This is a genomic window from Aeromonas bivalvium, assembly GCF_046078285.1.
Classification (GTDB): domain Bacteria; phylum Pseudomonadota; class Gammaproteobacteria; order Enterobacterales; family Aeromonadaceae; genus Aeromonas; species Aeromonas bivalvium.
This window is the reverse complement of the sequence record NZ_JBGXBV010000007.1, coordinates 134518-150937: the sequence shown is the minus strand read 5'-3', so window position 1 is coordinate 150937 and position 16420 is coordinate 134518. Positions and strand designations below refer to the sequence as shown.

Here is a 16420-nt window from a genome sequence, read left to right as displayed (position 1 = left end):
CCGGCACCAGGCATCTCAACTGCTGGGCTTGAACAACCCCTTGTCCAGCTGGTGCTTCTTCATCCGCAGATAGAGCTTCTTGCGCGGGATGCCGAGGTAGTTGGCGGCTTCGGTCACCCGACCCGAGAAGAGGAAGAGGGTGTCTTCGATGATCCGCTTCTCGTACTCCTCTACCAGGTCATCGAGCGGCTCCCTGGCATTGGCGGCCGGCATGGCACGCTCGACACCTGCCAGCTTGATGATGCCCACCGCATAGAGCTCGGCCACGTTGCGCAGCTCACGGATATTGCCAGGCCATTGATGGCGCTTGAGGGTCTCCAGATAGGCGCGATCCACCTGGGGAACGGCGCGGCCTATCCGTTTGCAGCCCTGGCGCAAGAAAGAGCGAAACAGGGGAATGATGTCGCAGCTACGCTCCGCCAACCTGGGCAACTTTATCCTCACCTGGGAAAGGTAGTAGTAGAGCTCTGGCATCAGCACCTGCTGCGCCACCAGTTGCTCCGGCGCCTCTTCAAACAGGGCTATGGTACGCTGAGCCTTGTTACCTTTGCGCTCTTGCTCCAGTAGATACCCTCCCAGCCAGCGCTGACACTCAGGGGTCAATCTGGCCGGGCCCTGCAACACCAGGGTGCCACGATGGCTCAGGGCCAGACTCTCCTTCATCTGCTCTACCCCGGGCGCGGCCGCACAGTCATGGAGATGCAACGGCTGATCCTGACGCTCACCTATGCCATGGAGCAGGTGGGCCAGGGTATGTCGACCCGTGCCAGGCTCCCCTTCCAGCATCAGATCCTTGTCGGTCTGGGCCAGTTGATTGAGCTGATGGCGGATGGCGACGAGTTGCGGGCTGGTCCCGATCAACTGATGCTCGACCGCAGCCTGGATCTCGTTGCGATGGGTCAGCAGGGCGCGCCTGTGCTCCAGGGCGCGGGCCAACAGATCCAGCAGCGCTTCCGGATTGAGGGGTTTCTCCAGAAAGTCGAAGGCCCCCTGCTTGACGGCCTTGACCGCCAGGGGGATGTCCCCATGACCGGTGATCAGGATCACCGGGATATCCGGGTCTATCTGGCGTACTCGCGCCAGCAGATCCAGCCCATTCATCGCCGGCATATAGATGTCGGACACCAGTACCCCGGACCAGTCTGCACCGAGCAAAGCCAAGGCCTGCTCCGGGCTGGCAGTCCCCCTTGGCTGATAGCCGGACAGGTTCAACAGATGACAATAGGACTCCAATACGTCCTCATCATCATCCACCAGCAGCACGTCGGTGCCACGAGTTCGCGTTAACCGCATGATAGTTACTCCCATGAGTCATGAGCGGCGTCGCTCGCCAGCGATCTCGCCTCATCGACGGTAAATTCCAGTACCACCATGGCCCCTCTCTCCAGGGTCGACCCTAGGCTGATCCCCCCGCCGCAGCGCGCCAGCAGGGAGCGGCAGATGGTTAGCCCCAGCCCGAGCCCCACTTCCTTGGAGCTGGTGAAGGGGGTAAACAGCCTGGGCAGTATCTCTTCCCCGTAGCCGGATCCAGAGTCACACAGCGCAATCCTGACCAGCCGCGGACCCCGTTCGAGCAGCAGCAGCCGGATCTGGCGCAGTTCCCGACCCGCGATGGCATCCAGGCCATTGACCAGCAGGTTGACCAGGACCTGCTCCACCAGGCCTGGGTCACCCTGGATCCAGAGATCTCTGGGGAGCTCGTTGTGCAACCGGCATCCATCGCGCCTGGCCCGGGTCTCCACCAGCAACAGGGCTTGTTCCGCCAGTTCATGCAGATCCAGCCGGATCAGGGGGCAGGCCTGGGGCGACTTGCGGGCAAAATTGCGCAGCGCCGTGATGATGCGCCCCATCCGCTGGCCGAGACGCTCTATCTTGTCCAGTTCCAGCCCCAGCTGCCGAGACTCGCCGGCCGCCAGTGCCATCCGGCTGGTATAGAGATAGGTCATCATGGCCGACAGGGGCTGATTGAGCTCATGGGCCAGGCTGGTCATGGCCTGACCGACCACCGCCATCTTGGCGGCCTGAATCAGCTCGTCCTGAGTCTGCAACAGGTTGCGTTGGGCCTGCTCCCGCCGGGCCACCTCCTCCGCCAACCGCCGATTATTCTCGGTCAATGCCCGGGTGCGCTCCTCCACCAGCCGCCCCAGCTCTCGTGCAGTCAGCTCCTGGCGGGTCACGTCCGTGATGGTGATGATGAACTTGGATCGCCGCGCCTGCTCGAAGCGACGGAAATTGAAATGAAGGTAGCGGGCCTGCCCCGCCAACTCGGCGGCCAGGGTGCATTCGCTGCTGCCGAGCCGTTGCAGCGGTTGACCTGGCTGGAACTGGGCTGCCAGCACGGCCCCCCCCCTCACCGGGGAAAACCTGCCACAGGGGCTGCTCCGGTTCTATGCTCGCTTGCCGGAACAGGGCCAATGCGCTCGGGTTGACCGACTCTATGGTTCCGTCCGGGTGGCAGGTAATGAGGGAGGCCTGGGTGTTGTTGATGAGATTGAGGGCATTGGTTCGTTCCACTTGCTGCCATTGCTCGCAGAAGCCGCGCAGACTCTCCCCCAGTCGTCCAATCTCGTCTCGCCCCGCCGTCTTGATCGGTTGCTCCAGCTGGCCGGCCGCAACCCGGGCCAGATCCTGGCTCAGGATATCGAGCCGCCGGATCAACCGTCGACCAATCAGCACCACCAGCACGAAGCCGCTGATCAGCACAGAAAGCCCCAACGCCACCAGGATCACCGTCTTGCCCGTCACCACCCTGCGATGGCTGTCATGACCCAGGGTACGCAGCGCCTGGTTGGCCTCGATCACCACCCGGCTCACCCTGGCGTGATAGCGGGAGACAGACTCATCCAACTGGGGCCGCAGCGCTTCCAGCTGTTGATGGGTCCGCACGTCGGCAGACAGCAGCCGTTGCAGCTGGCCGCCGGGTTTGACCAGAGTCACTATCTCCTTGAGGATCTGGCGATAGCTCACCGTCGAGGGGTAGTCTGCCAGCCGGGCGGCCAGGGTCTCTATCTCTTCTATCTTGTAACCGATGAACAGGAAGGCACTCTCCAGATCCTGCTGATAACGTAGCGCCATCACTTCAGTCACCAGGCTCTGGAGCTCGTTCTCCTTGAAGGTGAGATCCTGCAGGGTGGAGAACTCCTTGATGACCTCCCCCAGGGAACCATGCTGTCCCCCGTCTTCGACCATGCCGGTCAGATGCCATTCCACCTCCTGCAGCAGAGGCGCCACCTCATCCACCAGATCCTGATGCAGCCAGGTACTGTGTTTCTGGATCTGTGCCAGGGCAGTCTGATGATCCAGCTGCCGACGCAGGTAGTCCCCATGACGTTCGACCTGCCCTTCCAAGGCGAGGAAGCTCTGCCGCTGATGCGGGGTTTCCCTGTTGTCCGGTGTGCTGGAGAGCGAGGCCTGTCGCATTTCCTGCATGGTCATCGACACTTGACGGGATAGGCGCTGGTGTTGCCCCAGCTCCCGGCTGTCCCTGAGCTGCGCCAGTTGCAGGAGCAACCGCGAGCTGGCACGCTCCAATTGGTAGGCCCCCTCAATGGCCGGCAGGCTCTCCTCGACGATAGCCCCCACCTGGCGACCGAGTCTGTCCCACATCACATAGGCGGTCCCTCCCATGGCAAGCGCCAGGGCCGTGATGGCAATGAAAGACAACATCAGACGCCGCCCCAGAGTACTGGGCCAGCGCAGCCATTCCCCTCGGCCACTCATGGCTGCGCCGCCTGTTCGACCAATGCCATGGCTGCCTTCAGATTGTCCTGGGTCATCTGTCGCCACCTCTGCTGCGCCCGTTCCGCCTGCGGGCTCGCCTTGCCCCCCTCGTAGACATCATCAAACAGCGCCAGCAGGGCAGGATCCTGTGTCTGTTGTTCGCTGAGGGGGGGCGTGCTGGCCAGTGTCCTTGCCTGCGCGATCAGGGCGGCTCGCCTGGGTTCCCCGTTCGCTCCAGCCTCGTCTATGCCCTGCCAGGTCAGCCGCAGGGCGGGCAATTGCTGGGTGATGGTCTGATCAAACAGCACCTTCAGCAAACTGGCGCGGCGATAGAGCAGCTCCTTGTCGAGCACGAATTCGGTCTGCTGGGCCAACCCAGGTTCGGTCAGAGTGACTTTCGCCATCTCGGAAGTGCCGACGATGGCTTGCCCCTCGGCAGAGAGCAGGAAATCGATAAACCGGGCCGCCAGCGCAGACTGCTGGCTGGTTTGCATCACCGCCAGGTAGGTGGGCAGTATCACTCCCTGGTGCAAGGGGGTGAATCTTATGTAATCGAAATGGGCCTGGCTGGTGCGGGCATAGCTCTCTATCACCAGCCCGGCCCCAGCCAGCCCGCGACTGATGCCGTCACTGACGCCGAAACTGCGGGCCGTGATGGCGGAAAGATTGCCACCTATCTGCATCAGGATCGCCCAGCCCTGTCGCCAGCCATATTGCTGCAGGATGCTCTCCACCATCATGTGGGTGGTGCCGGACTGGGAGGGGGAGCTCATCATCACATGCCCCATGAAGGCGGGATCAGCCAGACTCTGCCAGTCGGTCGGTACCGGCAACCGGTGCTTGGCCAGATAGCGGCGGTTGTACAGGATGCCGATGCCGGAGTAACCGACCACGGCCACCTTGCCATCCAGGCCCAGAATGTGGGGGCTCAACCAGGTGGGAGGCTGGGTGCGCACGGGCAATCGGGCAAGCAGGCCTGCCTTGTCCAGCGAATGGAAGAAGGTGGGCGACGAGGAGAGCACCACGTCCACCGGGGCCCCGTCGGCCTGGGTCAGCAGACGCTGGGCCGACAGGGTGCGCCGGTAGATCACCTCCAGCCTCACCTCGGGATGGCGCTGGCGAAACCCTTCCACCATGGCCTTGATCGGGCTCTCGGAGAAGGAGGTCAGTACCGTCAGCGAGGATGCCACAGCCGGCATGCTGAGTCCGCCGCAGATCAGAAGCAGGATGAAGGCGATTCGGCGATGGGTCTGCATGGGTACTGAGTCACTCCTGATGCCAACGAAATGTGTGCGAGCGGTCAAAGATTCGGGATCTGGCCGAAATACTCGAGCGGGGGCATGGGCTAATTCTGACCCATATCCGCCACCCCCAGACTCTTATTGTCATTGATCACCGCTGGTGGAACCAGGCAAAACAGGCCATTTCTGACTCGTAAAATGCGCCAACCGAGTCACAAATGACTCGAAAATCGCATTTTGCCGCCCGCAATTCCCCCTACCTAAGATGTGCCCGACAGGCAGAGCCCCTCTGCACTTTCGCTACCTACACGAACGGAGCACACACCATGTTCAACTTCTTCAAGACGCGAGCCGACCTGCCGGTCATGGACGCCTCGCCGGACAAGATAAGATCCATCTATCGCAAGTATCAGTGGCAGGTCTTCCTGGGCCTGGTGCTGGGTTACGCCATGTTCTACGTGGTTCGAATGAGCCTTAACGTGGTCAAGAAGCCTCTGCTGGATGCCGGTATCGTCACCCTGGACGAACTGGGTGTCATCGGCTCGGCCTTCCTGTTCACCTATGCGGTCGGCAAGTTCTCCAACGGCTTCCTGTCGGATTACGCCAACATAGGCCGCTTCATGTCGGTCGCCCTGGGCGCCTCCGCGGTCTGCACCATCTTCATGGGCATGAACACCGCCACCTTCTTCCTGGTGCTGATGTGGGGACTGAACGGCTGGTTCCAGTCCATCGGCTCGGCCCCCTCCTGCGTCTCCATCTTCCAGTGGTTCTCCCCCAAGCAGCGCGGCTCCGTCTATTCCATCTGGGGCGGCTCGCGCAACATAGGTGAAGGCATCTCCTGGATCCTGACCGCCACCGTCGTCAGCTACTTCGGCTGGCAGGCCGGCTTCATCGGCGCCGGCATCGCCTCCGGTATCGCCGCCATCCTGATGTACCTGGTCCTGAAAGATCGCCCGCAGACCTACGCCCTGCCCGAGCCTGCCGTCGCCTTCGGCGAAGAGCCCGAGATCGCCAAGAAGGTCGAGCCGGCCGAGATCCGCCGCGCCCAGCTGTTCATTCTCAAACAGCCGGTGGTCTGGCTCATCGCCGCCGCCTGCGCCTGCATGTACATGTCCCGCTATGCCATGAGCTCCTGGGCCGTGCTCTATCTGCAAGAGCAGAAGGGTTACAGCCTGATCGATGCCGGCTTCGCCATGTCCGCCTACCCCATCGCCGGTTTCATCGGCGCCATCCTGGCCGGGGTCATCTCCGACAAGGTGTTCAATGCCAACCGCCATATCCCTACCCTGCTGTACGGCCTGGCCAACATCGCCGGCATGTGCCTGATGTTCTGGGGCCCCCAGAGCCGCATGATGGATGCCGTCGCCCTCTCCCTGATCGGCTACTCCATCGGGGGGCTGGTAGTGTTCCTGGCCGGTCTGACCGCCTGCGACCTGATGCCCAAGACGGCAGTGGGGGCGGTGAAGGGCTTCATCGGTCTGTGCTCCTACATCGCCGCCTCCGGCCAGGAGCTGGTCTCCGCCGCCCTGATCGAGACCAGCGTGGTCGACGGAGTCACCCACTATGACTTCAGCAGTGCCCAGTACTTCTGGCTCGGAGCCTCTGTGGTCTCCATGCTGCTCGCCATGACGGTGTGGAATGCCAAAAAAGTCGTCAACTACTGATGCCTGCTCACGAAGAAGGTGGTCGCTTGACCACCTTTTTTGTTTCCTGCACTACCCAAGAGAGTCACCCCATGCGCAAAACCAAGATTATCGCCACCCTGGGCCCGGCCAGCTCTTCCTGCGAGATGGTGGAGAAACTGATCCGAGCGGGCGCCAATGTCTTTCGCCTCAACTTCTCCCACGGCAGCCACGAGCAGCACAGGCAAGTCGCAGGGCGGATCCGCGAGGTCGCCAGCCGGCTCGGACTGCACATCGGCATACTGGCCGACCTGCAGGGCCCCAAGATCCGGATCGCCAGCTTCGCGGCAGGCGGCATCCGACTGCGGCCGGGAGAGACATTCATCCTCGATGCCAGCCTGGCCCCCGCCCAAGGCAACCAGGAGAGGGTCGGACTCGACTATCCCGAGCTGGTGAACGAAGTCAGTATCGGCAATATGCTGCTGCTCGATGATGGCCGCCTGCAGCTCAGGGTGGAGCACATAGCGGAGCAAGAGGTCCACACCCGGGTGGTGATCGGAGGCGAGCTCTCCAACCGCAAGGGGATCAATGTGCTGGGAGGGGGTCTGAGCGCACCGGCGCTGACCGAGAAAGACAGGGAGGACATTCTGCTTGCCCGGCAGATTGGCGCCGATTTCGTCGCCGTCTCCTTTCCTCGCTGCAAGGCGGATTTGCTGGAAGCACGTCAGCTGATCTCCGCCACCGGCAGTAAGGCGGCCATCATCGCCAAGGTGGAGCGGGCCGAAGTGGTCGCCTCCATCGAGGCCATGGACGAGATCATTCGCGCCGCCGACATCATCATGGTGGCCAGGGGGGATCTCGGAGTCGAGATTGGGGATGCCAGGCTGCCTGGCGTGCAGAAGAGACTGATCCAGCGTTGTCGCCAGCTAGGACGCCCGGTGATCACGGCGACCCAGATGATGGAATCCATGATCAGCAACCCCATGCCGACCCGGGCCGAGGTGCTGGATGTGGCCAACGCCGTGCTGGACGGGACAGATGCCGTCATGCTCTCGGCCGAGTCTGCCGCTGGCGACTATCCGGTCGAGGCGGTGGAGGCCATGGCTCGTATCGCCCAGGGGGCCGAGCAGGAACAACCGTCGTCTCCGTTCATCCGGCACTGCATCGACCGTGATCAGCCGGGTCGCTGCATGGCCCTGACCGCCATGACCGCGGTCTTCAGCCAGAACAGTGCCTGCGGCATCGCCGTGCTGACCCGGCAGGGCCATGCCGTCACGGCACTCTCCCGCTCCCACCTAGGCAATCCGCTCTGGGCCGTCTCCAGCGATAGACTGCTGCTCAACCAGATGGCCATACTGCGCGGCGTCAGCCCCCTCTTTTTCGAGCAAACCGCCACGGACAACCAGCATCACAGACTGATCGAGACCCTGCGCCAGGCCGGTCAACTGAACGGGATCGACTCTCTGCTCATCAGCCAGCTCGATGCCATGGAAGGGGCTGGCCATGAGGATGTCTGTCGCCTGGTCCCCCTGTCGGCCCCGGAGACTCTTGCCGTCTAATGGGGGTGGGATACCGGCGGACTCGAGTCAGGGAGCCAGAGTGCGAAAAACCCCGCCGAAGCGGGGTTTTTCTGAAGATGGTCGGTGATAAAGGATTCGAACCTTTGACCCTCTGGTCCCAAACCAGATGCGCTACCGGGCTGCGCTAATCACCGAAATAGTTGGTATTCAAAAACAAAAAATGACCTTGCCGGTCATCTCTCGCATTCAGTCGGTATGGTGCGAAGAGAGGGACTCGAACCCTCACACCCGGGGGGCACTAACACCTGAAGCTAGCGCGTCTACCAATTCCGCCACCTTCGCGTACCTAACCAACTGTCACTTCTTCAGCTTGAATGGGGTGGCTGATGGGGCTCGAACCCACGACAACCGGAATCACAATCCGGGACTCTACCAACTGAGCTACAGCCACCACAGCTGTTTTTTCGTTCCACAACACGCCCGCTATTCGGCGCACGTTTGATGGTGCGCCCGACAGGATTCGAACCTGTGACCTCTGCCTCCGGAGGGCAGCGCTCTATCCAGCTGAGCTACGGGCGCTACGCTGTCGAACGGGGCGGATTATTCATTACCCGGGACAACTTGTCTACTCTTTTTTTATTTTATCGATTCAACTGTTTCTTTTTCAGTCACTTGGCATCCATTGCCATCACTAATCCGGTGTTAGGCCCGGATCGGCACCAAGATAGCTCGTTTATGCTGCTTCTGTTTCCTTGACTTGCTTCCACATGATCCTAGAATGAATGAACGTTCATTCATGCGATCACCACAAGAGCCATGGACAAGAAAGAACGCATCTTCGATGCGGCACACGACATTCTCGCCGAACAGGGCTTCCATGGCCTCTCTATTGCCATGGTCGCCAAGCAAGCAAGGGTAGCGACCGGAACCATTTATCGTTATTTTAGCGATAAGGAAGACCTGATACGCCTGCTTTATCGGCACACCATCCAACAATGTCATGATCTGATCATGAGTGACGTGGATATAGAAGAGACAACGTTCACGCAATATCGACAACTGTGGCTCAATGTTCATCAGATCTTTGCCTCCGACCCCAATGCCCTCACCTGCAAGTTGCAGTATGAGAGTTCGCCGCTAGCCTGTGAGCTGGAGAAGGACCCCGTCATACTGGCGCTGTGGGAACCCCTGGATCGCTTCTATGAGCGGGGACGGGCATCGGGACTGTTTATCGATCTGCCGATCCGTGTGTTGCAGACCCTCAGCCTGGAAAGCGCAGCCCAGCTGATGCAACAGTGCCGGGTGCATGAACTGGAACTGACGGACACCCAGCGGGAGGCGGTCATACACGCCAGCTGGCAAGCCATATTACAACCCTCAACCTCTCTACCAGGAATCTGTTCATGAAAAAGTGGATGGTCATAATGTTGTTGATCGCGCTCGCCCTCTTTGGCAGCGTCATCGGCTTCAACATGTTCAAGCAGAAGAAGATTGCCGAGTACATGGCCAACCGGCCCGAGCCTGAATTCCCGGTGACCGCCATGGTCGCCCAGGCGCAGGACTGGACCCCGACCATAGAAGCGATCGGCTTCATCGAGCCAAACCAGGGGGTCACGCTGTCGACCGAGCTGGCGGGCACCATAGACCAGATCGCCTTCGAATCCGGAATGGCCGTCAAGGCTGACCAGCTGCTGATCGGACTGGACTCCAGCGTCGAGAAGGCCAATCTGCGCTCCTCCACCGCCAGATTGCCCGCCGCCCGGGCCAAGTTCGAACGCTACCAGAACCTCTACCAGAAGAACTCCATCTCCCGGGATCAGCTCGATGACGCCGAAGCCAGCTACCGCTCCCTGGAGGCCGACATCGAGAGCCTGAGGGCGACCATAGCTCGCCGGGAAGTGCGTGCACCGTTCGCCGGTGTCGTCGGCCTGCGCAATGTCTTCCTCGGCCAGTACATGGAGCCGGGCACCGAGATAGTGCGCCTGGAAGACATCAGCGTGATGCGCCTGCGCTTCACCGTGCCCCAGACCGATATCTCCAAGATATCCCTGGGCCAGACCATCAAGATCGGCGTGGATGCCTATCCGCAGACCGAGTTCAACGGCAAGATCAGCGCCATCGAGCCCGCCGTCAACTACCAGAGCGGCCTGATCCAGGTGCAGGCCGACATCCCGAACAATGGCGGCAAACTGCGCTCCGGCATGTTCGCCCGTGCCAGCATCATTCTGCCGACCATCAAGGATCAGATAGTGCTGCCGCAAAATGCCATCACCTTCACCCTGTATGGCCAGAACGTCTATGTCATCAAGGAGAAGGACGGCGTCAAGCGTGCCACTCAGGTGGTGGTCAAGGTTGGCGAGCGTCGCGGCAATGACGCCCATATTCTGAGCGGCCTCAAGGCTGGCGATGAAGTGGTGCTGTCCGGGCAGGTGCGACTGAGTAACGACACCAAGGTCAAGGTCGAACAGAACGACGCCCTGGCCGTCCCGGCACAAACCCCGATGCTGTAAGCGCGGAGATCCGTAATGCGATTTACTGACATATTCATAAAGCGGCCCGTGCTGGCGATCTCGATCAGTTTCCTGATCGCCCTGCTCGGCTTCCAGGCCATCTTCAAGATGCAGGTGCGGGAGTATCCCGAGGTCATCAACACCGTCATCACGGTCAACACCAGCTACTATGGCGCCAGCTCCGACCTGATCCAGGGGTTCATCACCCAGCCCCTGGAACAAGCCATCGCCCAGGCAGACAACATCGACTTCATGACCTCCTCCAGTCAGCTTGGCAGCTCGACCGTGACGGCCTACATGAAGCTGAACACGGATCCCAACGCCGCCCTGTCCGACATACTGGCCAAGGTCAACTCGGTGCGATCCCAGCTGCCCAAGGAGTCTGAGGACCCGTCCGTCACCTCCTCGACCGGCTCCACCACCGCGGTGCTCTACCTCGGCTTCACCAGCCCCGAGCTCAACTCGAGCCAGATCACCGACTACCTGGAGCGGGTCATCAAGCCCCAGCTGTTCACCGTGGGCGGCGTCTCCAAGGTGGATCTCTACGGGGGGACCGAGTTCGCCCTGCGAGTCTGGCTGGATCCGGCCAAGATGGCGGCGTTCGATCTGACCGCCAGCGACGTGATGACAGTGCTCAACAGCAACAACTATCAGTCGGCCACCGGTCAGTCCACCGGCTATTTCATGCTGTTCAACGGCGATGCCAAGACCCAGGTCACGGATACCGAGGAGCTCAAACGCCTGGTGGTCTCGACCCGGGAAGGCAAGGTGATCCGCCTGTCCGACATCGCCAAGGTCAGTCTGGAGAAGAGCCACGATATCTATCGCGCCACCGCCAACGGTCGTGAAGCCGTGGTCCTGGCCATCAACGCCTCCCCGACCGCCAACCCGATCAACATAGCCCACGACGTGCTGGCCATGCTGCCCAGCCTCAAGAGCAACATGCCGAGCACCATGGAGCTGAACATCCTCTATGACTCGACCGTGGCAATCAACGAATCCATCAACGAGGTCATCAAGACCATACTGGAGGCGGCCGCCATCGTACTGGTGGTGATCACCCTGTTCCTGGGCTCCTTCCGTGCCGTCATCATCCCCATCATCACCATTCCCTTGAGTCTGATCGGGGTAGTGATGGTGATGGACATGTTCGGTTTCTCCATCAACCTCATGACCCTGCTGGCCATGGTGCTCGCCATCGGTCTGGTGGTGGATGATGCCATCGTGGTACTGGAGAACGTCGACCGACACATCAAGGAGGGTGAAGAACCGTTCCGGGCAGCCATCATAGGCACCCGGGAGATAGCCGTGCCCGTCATCGCCATGACCCTGACCCTGGCGGCCGTGTACGCCCCCATCGCCCTGATGGGTGGCATCACGGGCTCCCTGTTCAAGGAGTTCGCCCTGACCCTGGCGGGGGCCGTGTTCGTGTCGGGCATCATAGCCCTGACCCTCTCCCCCATGATGTGCTCCGTGATGCTCAAGGCCAATGCCAAGCCGGGCAAGTTCGAGAGCACGGTGCACCACCTGCTCGAACGCATGACGGAGCGCTACGATCGCATGCTGCACGCCGTGATGCACAAGCGCCCCGTGGTCATAGTGTTCGCCATCATAGTGTTCGGCAGCCTGCCGCTGCTGTTCAAGTTCATCCCGAGCGAACTGGCGCCGTCCGAAGACAAGGGCGTCATGGCGGTGCTGGGTACGGCGCCCTCGAACGCCAACCTGGACTACATAGAAAACACCATGAAGGACGTGAACAAGATCCTGGATGACCAGCCGGAGATCGCCTATTCACAAGTCTTCTCCGGTGTGTTCAACGCCAACCAGGCCTTCGGCATCGCCTCTCTCAAGCCCTGGAGCGAACGGGAAGCGAGCCAGAAAGAGGTGCTCGACAGGGTTGGCCAGCAGGTACAGCACATCCCCGGCATGTCCATCACCACCTTCCAGTTCCCCGAACTACCGGGTGCCTCCAGTGGCTTGCCGATCCAGTTCGTCATCACCACCCCCAACAGCTTCGAGAGCCTCTTCATCGTGGCCAGCGAGATGTTGACCGCAGCCCAGGCCAGTGGCCAGTTCGTCTATTCGGATCTCGATCTGAACTATGACTCGGCCACCATGAAGATCAGCATCGACAAGGACAAGGCCGGTGCCTACGGCATCACCATGCAGGACATAGGCGTCACCATGGGCACCATGATGGCGGATGGCTACGTCAACCGTATCGATCTGGATGGCCGCTCCTACGAGGTGATCCCGCAGGTGGAACGCAAGTACCGCCTCAACCCCGAGTCCATGAAGGGCTACTATGTGCGTGCCGCCGATGGCCGTGCCGTGCCGCTCGGCAGCCTGATCTCCATCGAGGTGGTCGGCGAGCCCCGCGCCCTGCCCCACTTCAACCAGCTCAACTCGGCCACCATTGGCGCCGTACCCACCCCGGGCGTCGCCATGGGGGATGCCATCGGCTGGTTCGAGACGGCCGCCGCCGACAAGCTGCCCCAGGGCTACCGTTACGACTTCATGGGCGAGGCACGCCAGTTCGTCACCGAGGGCAGTGCCCTCTACGCCACCTTCGCCCTGGCCCTGGCCATCATCTTCCTGGTGCTGGCCATCCAGTTCGAATCCGTGCGCGACCCCCTGGTGATCATGGTGTCGGTGCCGCTGGCCATCAGCGGTGCCCTGATCGCCCTGGCCTGGGGCATGGCCACCATGAACATCTACTCCCAGGTGGGCCTGATCACCCTCGTTGGCTTGATCACCAAGCACGGCATCCTGATCTGCGAGGTGGCCAAGGAGGAGCAGCTGCTGCACGGCATGAACCGGATGGAAGCCGTGATGCAGGCGGCCAAGGTGCGACTGCGCCCGATCCTGATGACCACGGCGGCCATGATAGCCGGCCTGATCCCGCTGCTGTACGCGACCGGCGCCGGCGCCGCCCAACGCTTCAGCATCGGCATCGTCATCGTGGCGGGTCTGGCCATCGGCACCCTGTTCACCCTGTTCGTGCTGCCGGTCATCTACACCTTCCTGGCATCCGAGCATGAGCCGCTCAAGGAGTTCGACGAGTCGATCCCTCCCAAGGCAAAGGGGGGTCATTGATCCCCTGACGCAAGAGGCCCCGCGAGGGGCCTCTTTTCTATCCGCATCCAGGGCCCGGCGACGGGCCAATAAAAAGCGGCCACCCCGGGGTGGCCGCTCTCATGTCTGTCTCTTCTCTCGCAGGATCAGCCCAGACGCTTGACCGAGCGACGCACGATCAGTTCCGGCTGCACCGTCATGGACTCGACTTCGAGCTCCTTGTTGCGGATCCGGCTCACCAGCTGCTGCACCGCCAACAGGCCCAGCTCGGCCTTGGGGTGGCGAATGGTGGTGAGCGGCGGGCTGGAGAAACGCGCCATCTCAACGTCGTCATAGCCGATGACGGAGATGTCGTCCGGCACCTTGACCCCCGCCTCCCAGGCGGCGCAGATGGCACCGATCGCCATGGGATCGTCGAAGGCGAACACCGCGGTCGGCCGCGGCGTCAGGGCCAGGATGCGCTGCATCTGGTCGAACCCGCTCTGGCTCTCGTAATCCCCTTCGAAGATCTGCTCCTCTTTCAGGGTGAGGCCCTGCTCGGCCAGGGCATCGCGCACCCCGTCCAGGCGCTGCTGGGTAGTCGGCTTGTCGAGATGCCCCGTGATGCAGACGATCTCCCTGTGACCCTGCTCCAGCAGGTGGCTGACCGCCATGCCGGCACCGATGCGGGCGTTGTCGTTGATGACGTTGGCAAAGTCGCACTCTGTGCCCCAATCCAGCACCACCTGGGGCACGTTCTTGTGAATGCGCAACATGTCACGCAGCGGCGTGTCTATGTCGGTCCCCAGCACCAGCAGGCCATCGACCCGCTTCTCCATCAGCATCTTGAGGTAGTGCTGCTGGCGAGGTGGCTGGTTCTCGGTGTTGCACAGGATCAGGCTGTAACCCTGCTCGAAGCAGTAAGCCTCGACACCGCGCACCACTTCCGCGAAGAAGGGGTTGGCACTGGTGGTCACCAGCATGCCTATGGTCTTGGTCGAATTGATCTTGAGGCTGCGCGCCACCGAATTGGGTGCGTAGTTGAGCTCTGCCACCGCCTCAAGCACTTTCTGGGTCGCGTCTTCGCTGACCCGACGGGTGTGATTGAGTACATGTGAGACGGTGGAGATGGATACGCCCGCCCGTGAGGCGACATCTTTGATTGTGGCCATCTCTGTCTCCTGAATATCAAAAAGCGGAACCTTAGCAGATTTCCCGAATAAAGGCTTGAAATTCACGGGAACTGTCAAGCAATTACCGCTGCCGGCTAATCTAGGTGCTCCCCCTGATTTGCGCAAACGGATTTTGAACGAAATGGGAGCAGCATCAGAGTAAAAACCCCCCAGCTTTTTCCGCTATCAAATCAAACAGATTCAAATGTTAACTTGATGTTGCCGAGGCAATTCAGCAGGAAACACCAGCTAAATGTCTATACATAGCGATTAGCTTCATTCAAGCCCCTGCAAGTCCCCCCCCTGCCAGATCTTTAACAGCTTGTTATTACCGGGGCAGGAGTGATAGAACCTTAGCTATTGCCGGATAAGCGGGAAGTCTGTCCGGAGTGAAACAATCCACTGATTAAAGGGACGAATCTATGAATAACTGGAGCAAGGTAGCGGTCAGGGCAGCGGTTTCTATGGCGCTGTTTGGTTCTGTTTCCATGGCACATGCCGCCGACACCATCAAGATTGGCATCGCCGGACCCGTCACTGGACCGGTCGCCCAATATGGTGACATGCAGTTCACCGGCGGCAAGATGGCGGTCGAGATGATCAACAAGGCCGGCGGCATCAAGGGCAAGCAGATCGAAGCCGTCATCTATGACGATGCCTGCGATCCCAAACAGGCGGTGGCCATCGCCAACAAGGTGATCAACGACGGCGTCAAGTTCGTGGTGGGCCACCTCTGCTCCGACAACACCCTGCCCGCCTCCGACATCTATGAAGATGAAGGGGTGCTGATGGTGACTCCCGCCTCCACCAACCCCAAGATCACCGAGCGTGGCTACCAGCTGACCCTGCGTACCATAGGTCTGGACAGCGACCAGGGCCCGACCGCCGCCAAGTACATCATCGAGCAGATCAAGCCCCAGCGCGTGGCCGTCATCCACGACAAGAAGCAGTACGGTGAAGGCATCGCCTCCAGCGTGAAGGCCGCGCTGGACAAGGCCGGCGTCAAGGTGGTGGCATTTGAAGGCATCACGGCCGGGGACAAGGACTTCTCCGCCCTGATCGCCAAGTTGCAGAAAGAGAACGTCGACTTCGTCTACTACGGCGGCTATCACCCCGAGCTGGGCCTGATCCTGCGTCAGGCGAACGAGAAGGGCCTCAAGGCTAAGTTCATGGGTCCGGAAGGGGTGGGCAACAAGGATATCTCCGCCATCGGCGGCCAGGGTTCCGAGGGGCTGCTGGTGACCCTGCCGAACAAGTATGATCTGGTCCCGGCCAACGCCCCGATCGTGGCCGCCTTCAAGGCCAAGGGTCAGGACTCTTCCGGTCCCTTCGTCTGGACCACCTATGCTGCGGTCCAGACCCTGGCGGCCGGTATCGCGCAGGCGGGTGAAGATCCGATGGCCGTGGAAAAAGCCATCAAGGCCAGCACCATAGACACCGTCATGGGCCCCCTCAGCTGGGCGCCGAATGGCGATCTGAAAGGCTTCGAGTTCGGTGTGTTCGAGTGGCACGCCGACGGCACCTCTACCCAGCTCAAATAATAAATCTGCCGGAGGGGGTGAGCATGCTCACCCCCTCACG

11 protein-coding genes and 4 tRNA genes are annotated in these 16420 nt (G+C 61.0%); 6 read left to right on the top strand and 9 right to left on the bottom strand.

The genetic code is table 11. From position 1 onward, the window contains the following. Nucleotides 1–15 precede the first annotated feature (15 nt). Genes ACEUCR_RS15890 through ACEUCR_RS15875 form a run of 4 tightly spaced genes read right to left on the bottom strand, consistent with a single transcriptional unit; the run spans nucleotide 16 to nucleotide 4976 of the window. Nucleotides 16–1293 carry a sigma-54-dependent transcriptional regulator gene (locus ACEUCR_RS15890; protein WP_408791363.1) on the bottom strand — a complete coding sequence of 426 codons (1278 nt, stop codon included), beginning with the start codon at nucleotides 1291–1293 and terminating at the stop codon, nucleotides 16–18. 5 nt (nucleotides 1294–1298) lie between these two features. Continuing rightward, nucleotides 1299–2114: an ATP-binding protein gene (locus ACEUCR_RS15885; protein ID WP_408791361.1), complete on the bottom strand. Its 816-nt coding sequence runs from the start codon at nucleotides 2112–2114 to the stop codon at nucleotides 1299–1301. Continuing rightward, the gene (locus ACEUCR_RS15880) at nucleotides 2101–3666 is read right to left on the bottom strand and encodes a HAMP domain-containing protein (RefSeq protein WP_408791359.1); all 1566 of its coding nucleotides are present in this window, start codon (nucleotides 3664–3666) and stop codon (nucleotides 2101–2103) included. The genes ACEUCR_RS15885 and ACEUCR_RS15880 overlap by 14 nt, the downstream gene beginning before the upstream one ends. A 50-nt stretch (nucleotides 3667–3716) precedes the next feature. Then, the gene (locus tag ACEUCR_RS15875; protein ID WP_408791357.1) at nucleotides 3717–4976 is read right to left on the bottom strand and encodes an ABC transporter substrate-binding protein; all 1260 of its coding nucleotides are present in this window, start codon (nucleotides 4974–4976) and stop codon (nucleotides 3717–3719) included. Nucleotides 4977–5287: 311 nt separating this feature from the next. Here ACEUCR_RS15875 and ACEUCR_RS15870 point away from each other — a divergent pair, with 311 nt between their 5' ends. Together ACEUCR_RS15870 and pyk are read left to right on the top strand one after the other, a co-directional pair. Then, nucleotides 5288–6625, top strand: a complete 1338-nt coding sequence (locus ACEUCR_RS15870) for an MFS transporter (protein WP_042000230.1) — start codon at nucleotides 5288–5290, stop codon at nucleotides 6623–6625. Between the two features lie 71 nt (nucleotides 6626–6696). Beyond that, a complete protein-coding gene (gene pyk, locus ACEUCR_RS15865) occupies nucleotides 6697–8142 on the top strand; it encodes a pyruvate kinase (protein WP_408791355.1) in 1446 nt (481 codons plus the stop codon). 78 nt (nucleotides 8143–8220) lie between these two features. Here pyk and ACEUCR_RS15860 read toward each other — a convergent pair. From ACEUCR_RS15860 to ACEUCR_RS15845, 4 genes are all read right to left on the bottom strand, one after another. Further along, nucleotides 8221–8297, bottom strand: a tRNA-Pro gene (locus ACEUCR_RS15860). 62 nt (nucleotides 8298–8359) lie between these two features. Continuing rightward, a tRNA-Leu gene (locus ACEUCR_RS15855) sits at nucleotides 8360–8445 on the bottom strand. A gap of 33 nt (nucleotides 8446–8478) precedes the next feature. Continuing rightward, nucleotides 8479–8554, bottom strand: a tRNA-His gene (locus ACEUCR_RS15850). A 51-nt stretch (nucleotides 8555–8605) separates the two neighbouring features. Beyond that, nucleotides 8606–8682 (bottom strand) — tRNA-Arg (locus tag ACEUCR_RS15845). Nucleotides 8683–8919: 237 nt separating this feature from the next. Between ACEUCR_RS15845 and ACEUCR_RS15840 the strand changes: the two genes are divergently transcribed. The 3 genes from ACEUCR_RS15840 to ACEUCR_RS15830 are packed head-to-tail and all read left to right on the top strand — an operon-like array spanning nucleotide 8920 to nucleotide 13709. Next, the gene (locus tag ACEUCR_RS15840; protein WP_111874418.1) at nucleotides 8920–9510 is read left to right on the top strand and encodes a TetR/AcrR family transcriptional regulator; all 591 of its coding nucleotides are present in this window, start codon (nucleotides 8920–8922) and stop codon (nucleotides 9508–9510) included. After that, nucleotides 9507–10613, top strand: a complete 1107-nt coding sequence (locus ACEUCR_RS15835) for an efflux RND transporter periplasmic adaptor subunit (protein WP_042000239.1) — start codon at nucleotides 9507–9509, stop codon at nucleotides 10611–10613. The genes ACEUCR_RS15840 and ACEUCR_RS15835 overlap by 4 nt, the downstream gene beginning before the upstream one ends. Nucleotides 10614–10628: 15 nt before the next feature. Then, nucleotides 10629–13709, top strand: coding sequence for a multidrug efflux RND transporter permease subunit (locus tag ACEUCR_RS15830; RefSeq protein WP_042000242.1), 3081 nt, complete (start codon nucleotides 10629–10631; stop codon nucleotides 13707–13709). A 125-nt stretch (nucleotides 13710–13834) separates the two neighbouring features. On the opposite strand, the gene ACEUCR_RS15825 is transcribed toward ACEUCR_RS15830, so the two are convergent. Continuing rightward, nucleotides 13835–14839, bottom strand: coding sequence for a substrate-binding domain-containing protein (locus ACEUCR_RS15825; RefSeq protein ID WP_042000245.1), 1005 nt, complete (start codon nucleotides 14837–14839; stop codon nucleotides 13835–13837). Between the two features lie 422 nt (nucleotides 14840–15261). Between ACEUCR_RS15825 and ACEUCR_RS15820 the strand changes: the two genes are divergently transcribed. Beyond that, nucleotides 15262–16380: a branched-chain amino acid ABC transporter substrate-binding protein gene (locus tag ACEUCR_RS15820; RefSeq protein ID WP_042000250.1), complete on the top strand. Its 1119-nt coding sequence runs from the start codon at nucleotides 15262–15264 to the stop codon at nucleotides 16378–16380. The last annotated feature ends 40 nt before the right edge of the window (nucleotides 16381–16420 follow it).

What these genes read in the sequence shown, in the direction of transcription:
- ACEUCR_RS15890 (WP_408791363.1), bottom strand. Translation starts at nt 1,293, where the DNA reads ATGCGGTTAACGCGAACTCGTGGCACCGACGTGCTGCTGGTGGATGAT.
- ACEUCR_RS15880 (WP_408791359.1), bottom strand. Translation starts at nt 3,666, where the DNA reads ATGTTGTCTTTCATTGCCATCACGGCCCTGGCGCTTGCCATGGGAGGG.
- ACEUCR_RS15875 (WP_408791357.1), bottom strand. Translation starts at nt 4,976, where the DNA reads ATGCAGACCCATCGCCGAATCGCCTTCATCCTGCTTCTGATCTGCGGC.
- ACEUCR_RS15870 (WP_042000230.1), top strand. Translation starts at nt 5,288, where the DNA reads ATGTTCAACTTCTTCAAGACGCGAGCCGACCTGCCGGTCATGGACGCC.
- pyk (WP_408791355.1), top strand. Translation starts at nt 6,697, where the DNA reads ATGCGCAAAACCAAGATTATCGCCACCCTGGGCCCGGCCAGCTCTTCC.
- ACEUCR_RS15840 (WP_111874418.1), top strand. Translation starts at nt 8,920, where the DNA reads ATGGACAAGAAAGAACGCATCTTCGATGCGGCACACGACATTCTCGCC.
- ACEUCR_RS15835 (WP_042000239.1), top strand. Translation starts at nt 9,507, where the DNA reads ATGAAAAAGTGGATGGTCATAATGTTGTTGATCGCGCTCGCCCTCTTT.
- ACEUCR_RS15830 (WP_042000242.1), top strand. Translation starts at nt 10,629, where the DNA reads ATGCGATTTACTGACATATTCATAAAGCGGCCCGTGCTGGCGATCTCG.
- ACEUCR_RS15825 (WP_042000245.1), bottom strand. Translation starts at nt 14,839, where the DNA reads ATGGCCACAATCAAAGATGTCGCCTCACGGGCGGGCGTATCCATCTCC.
- ACEUCR_RS15820 (WP_042000250.1), top strand. Translation starts at nt 15,262, where the DNA reads ATGAATAACTGGAGCAAGGTAGCGGTCAGGGCAGCGGTTTCTATGGCG.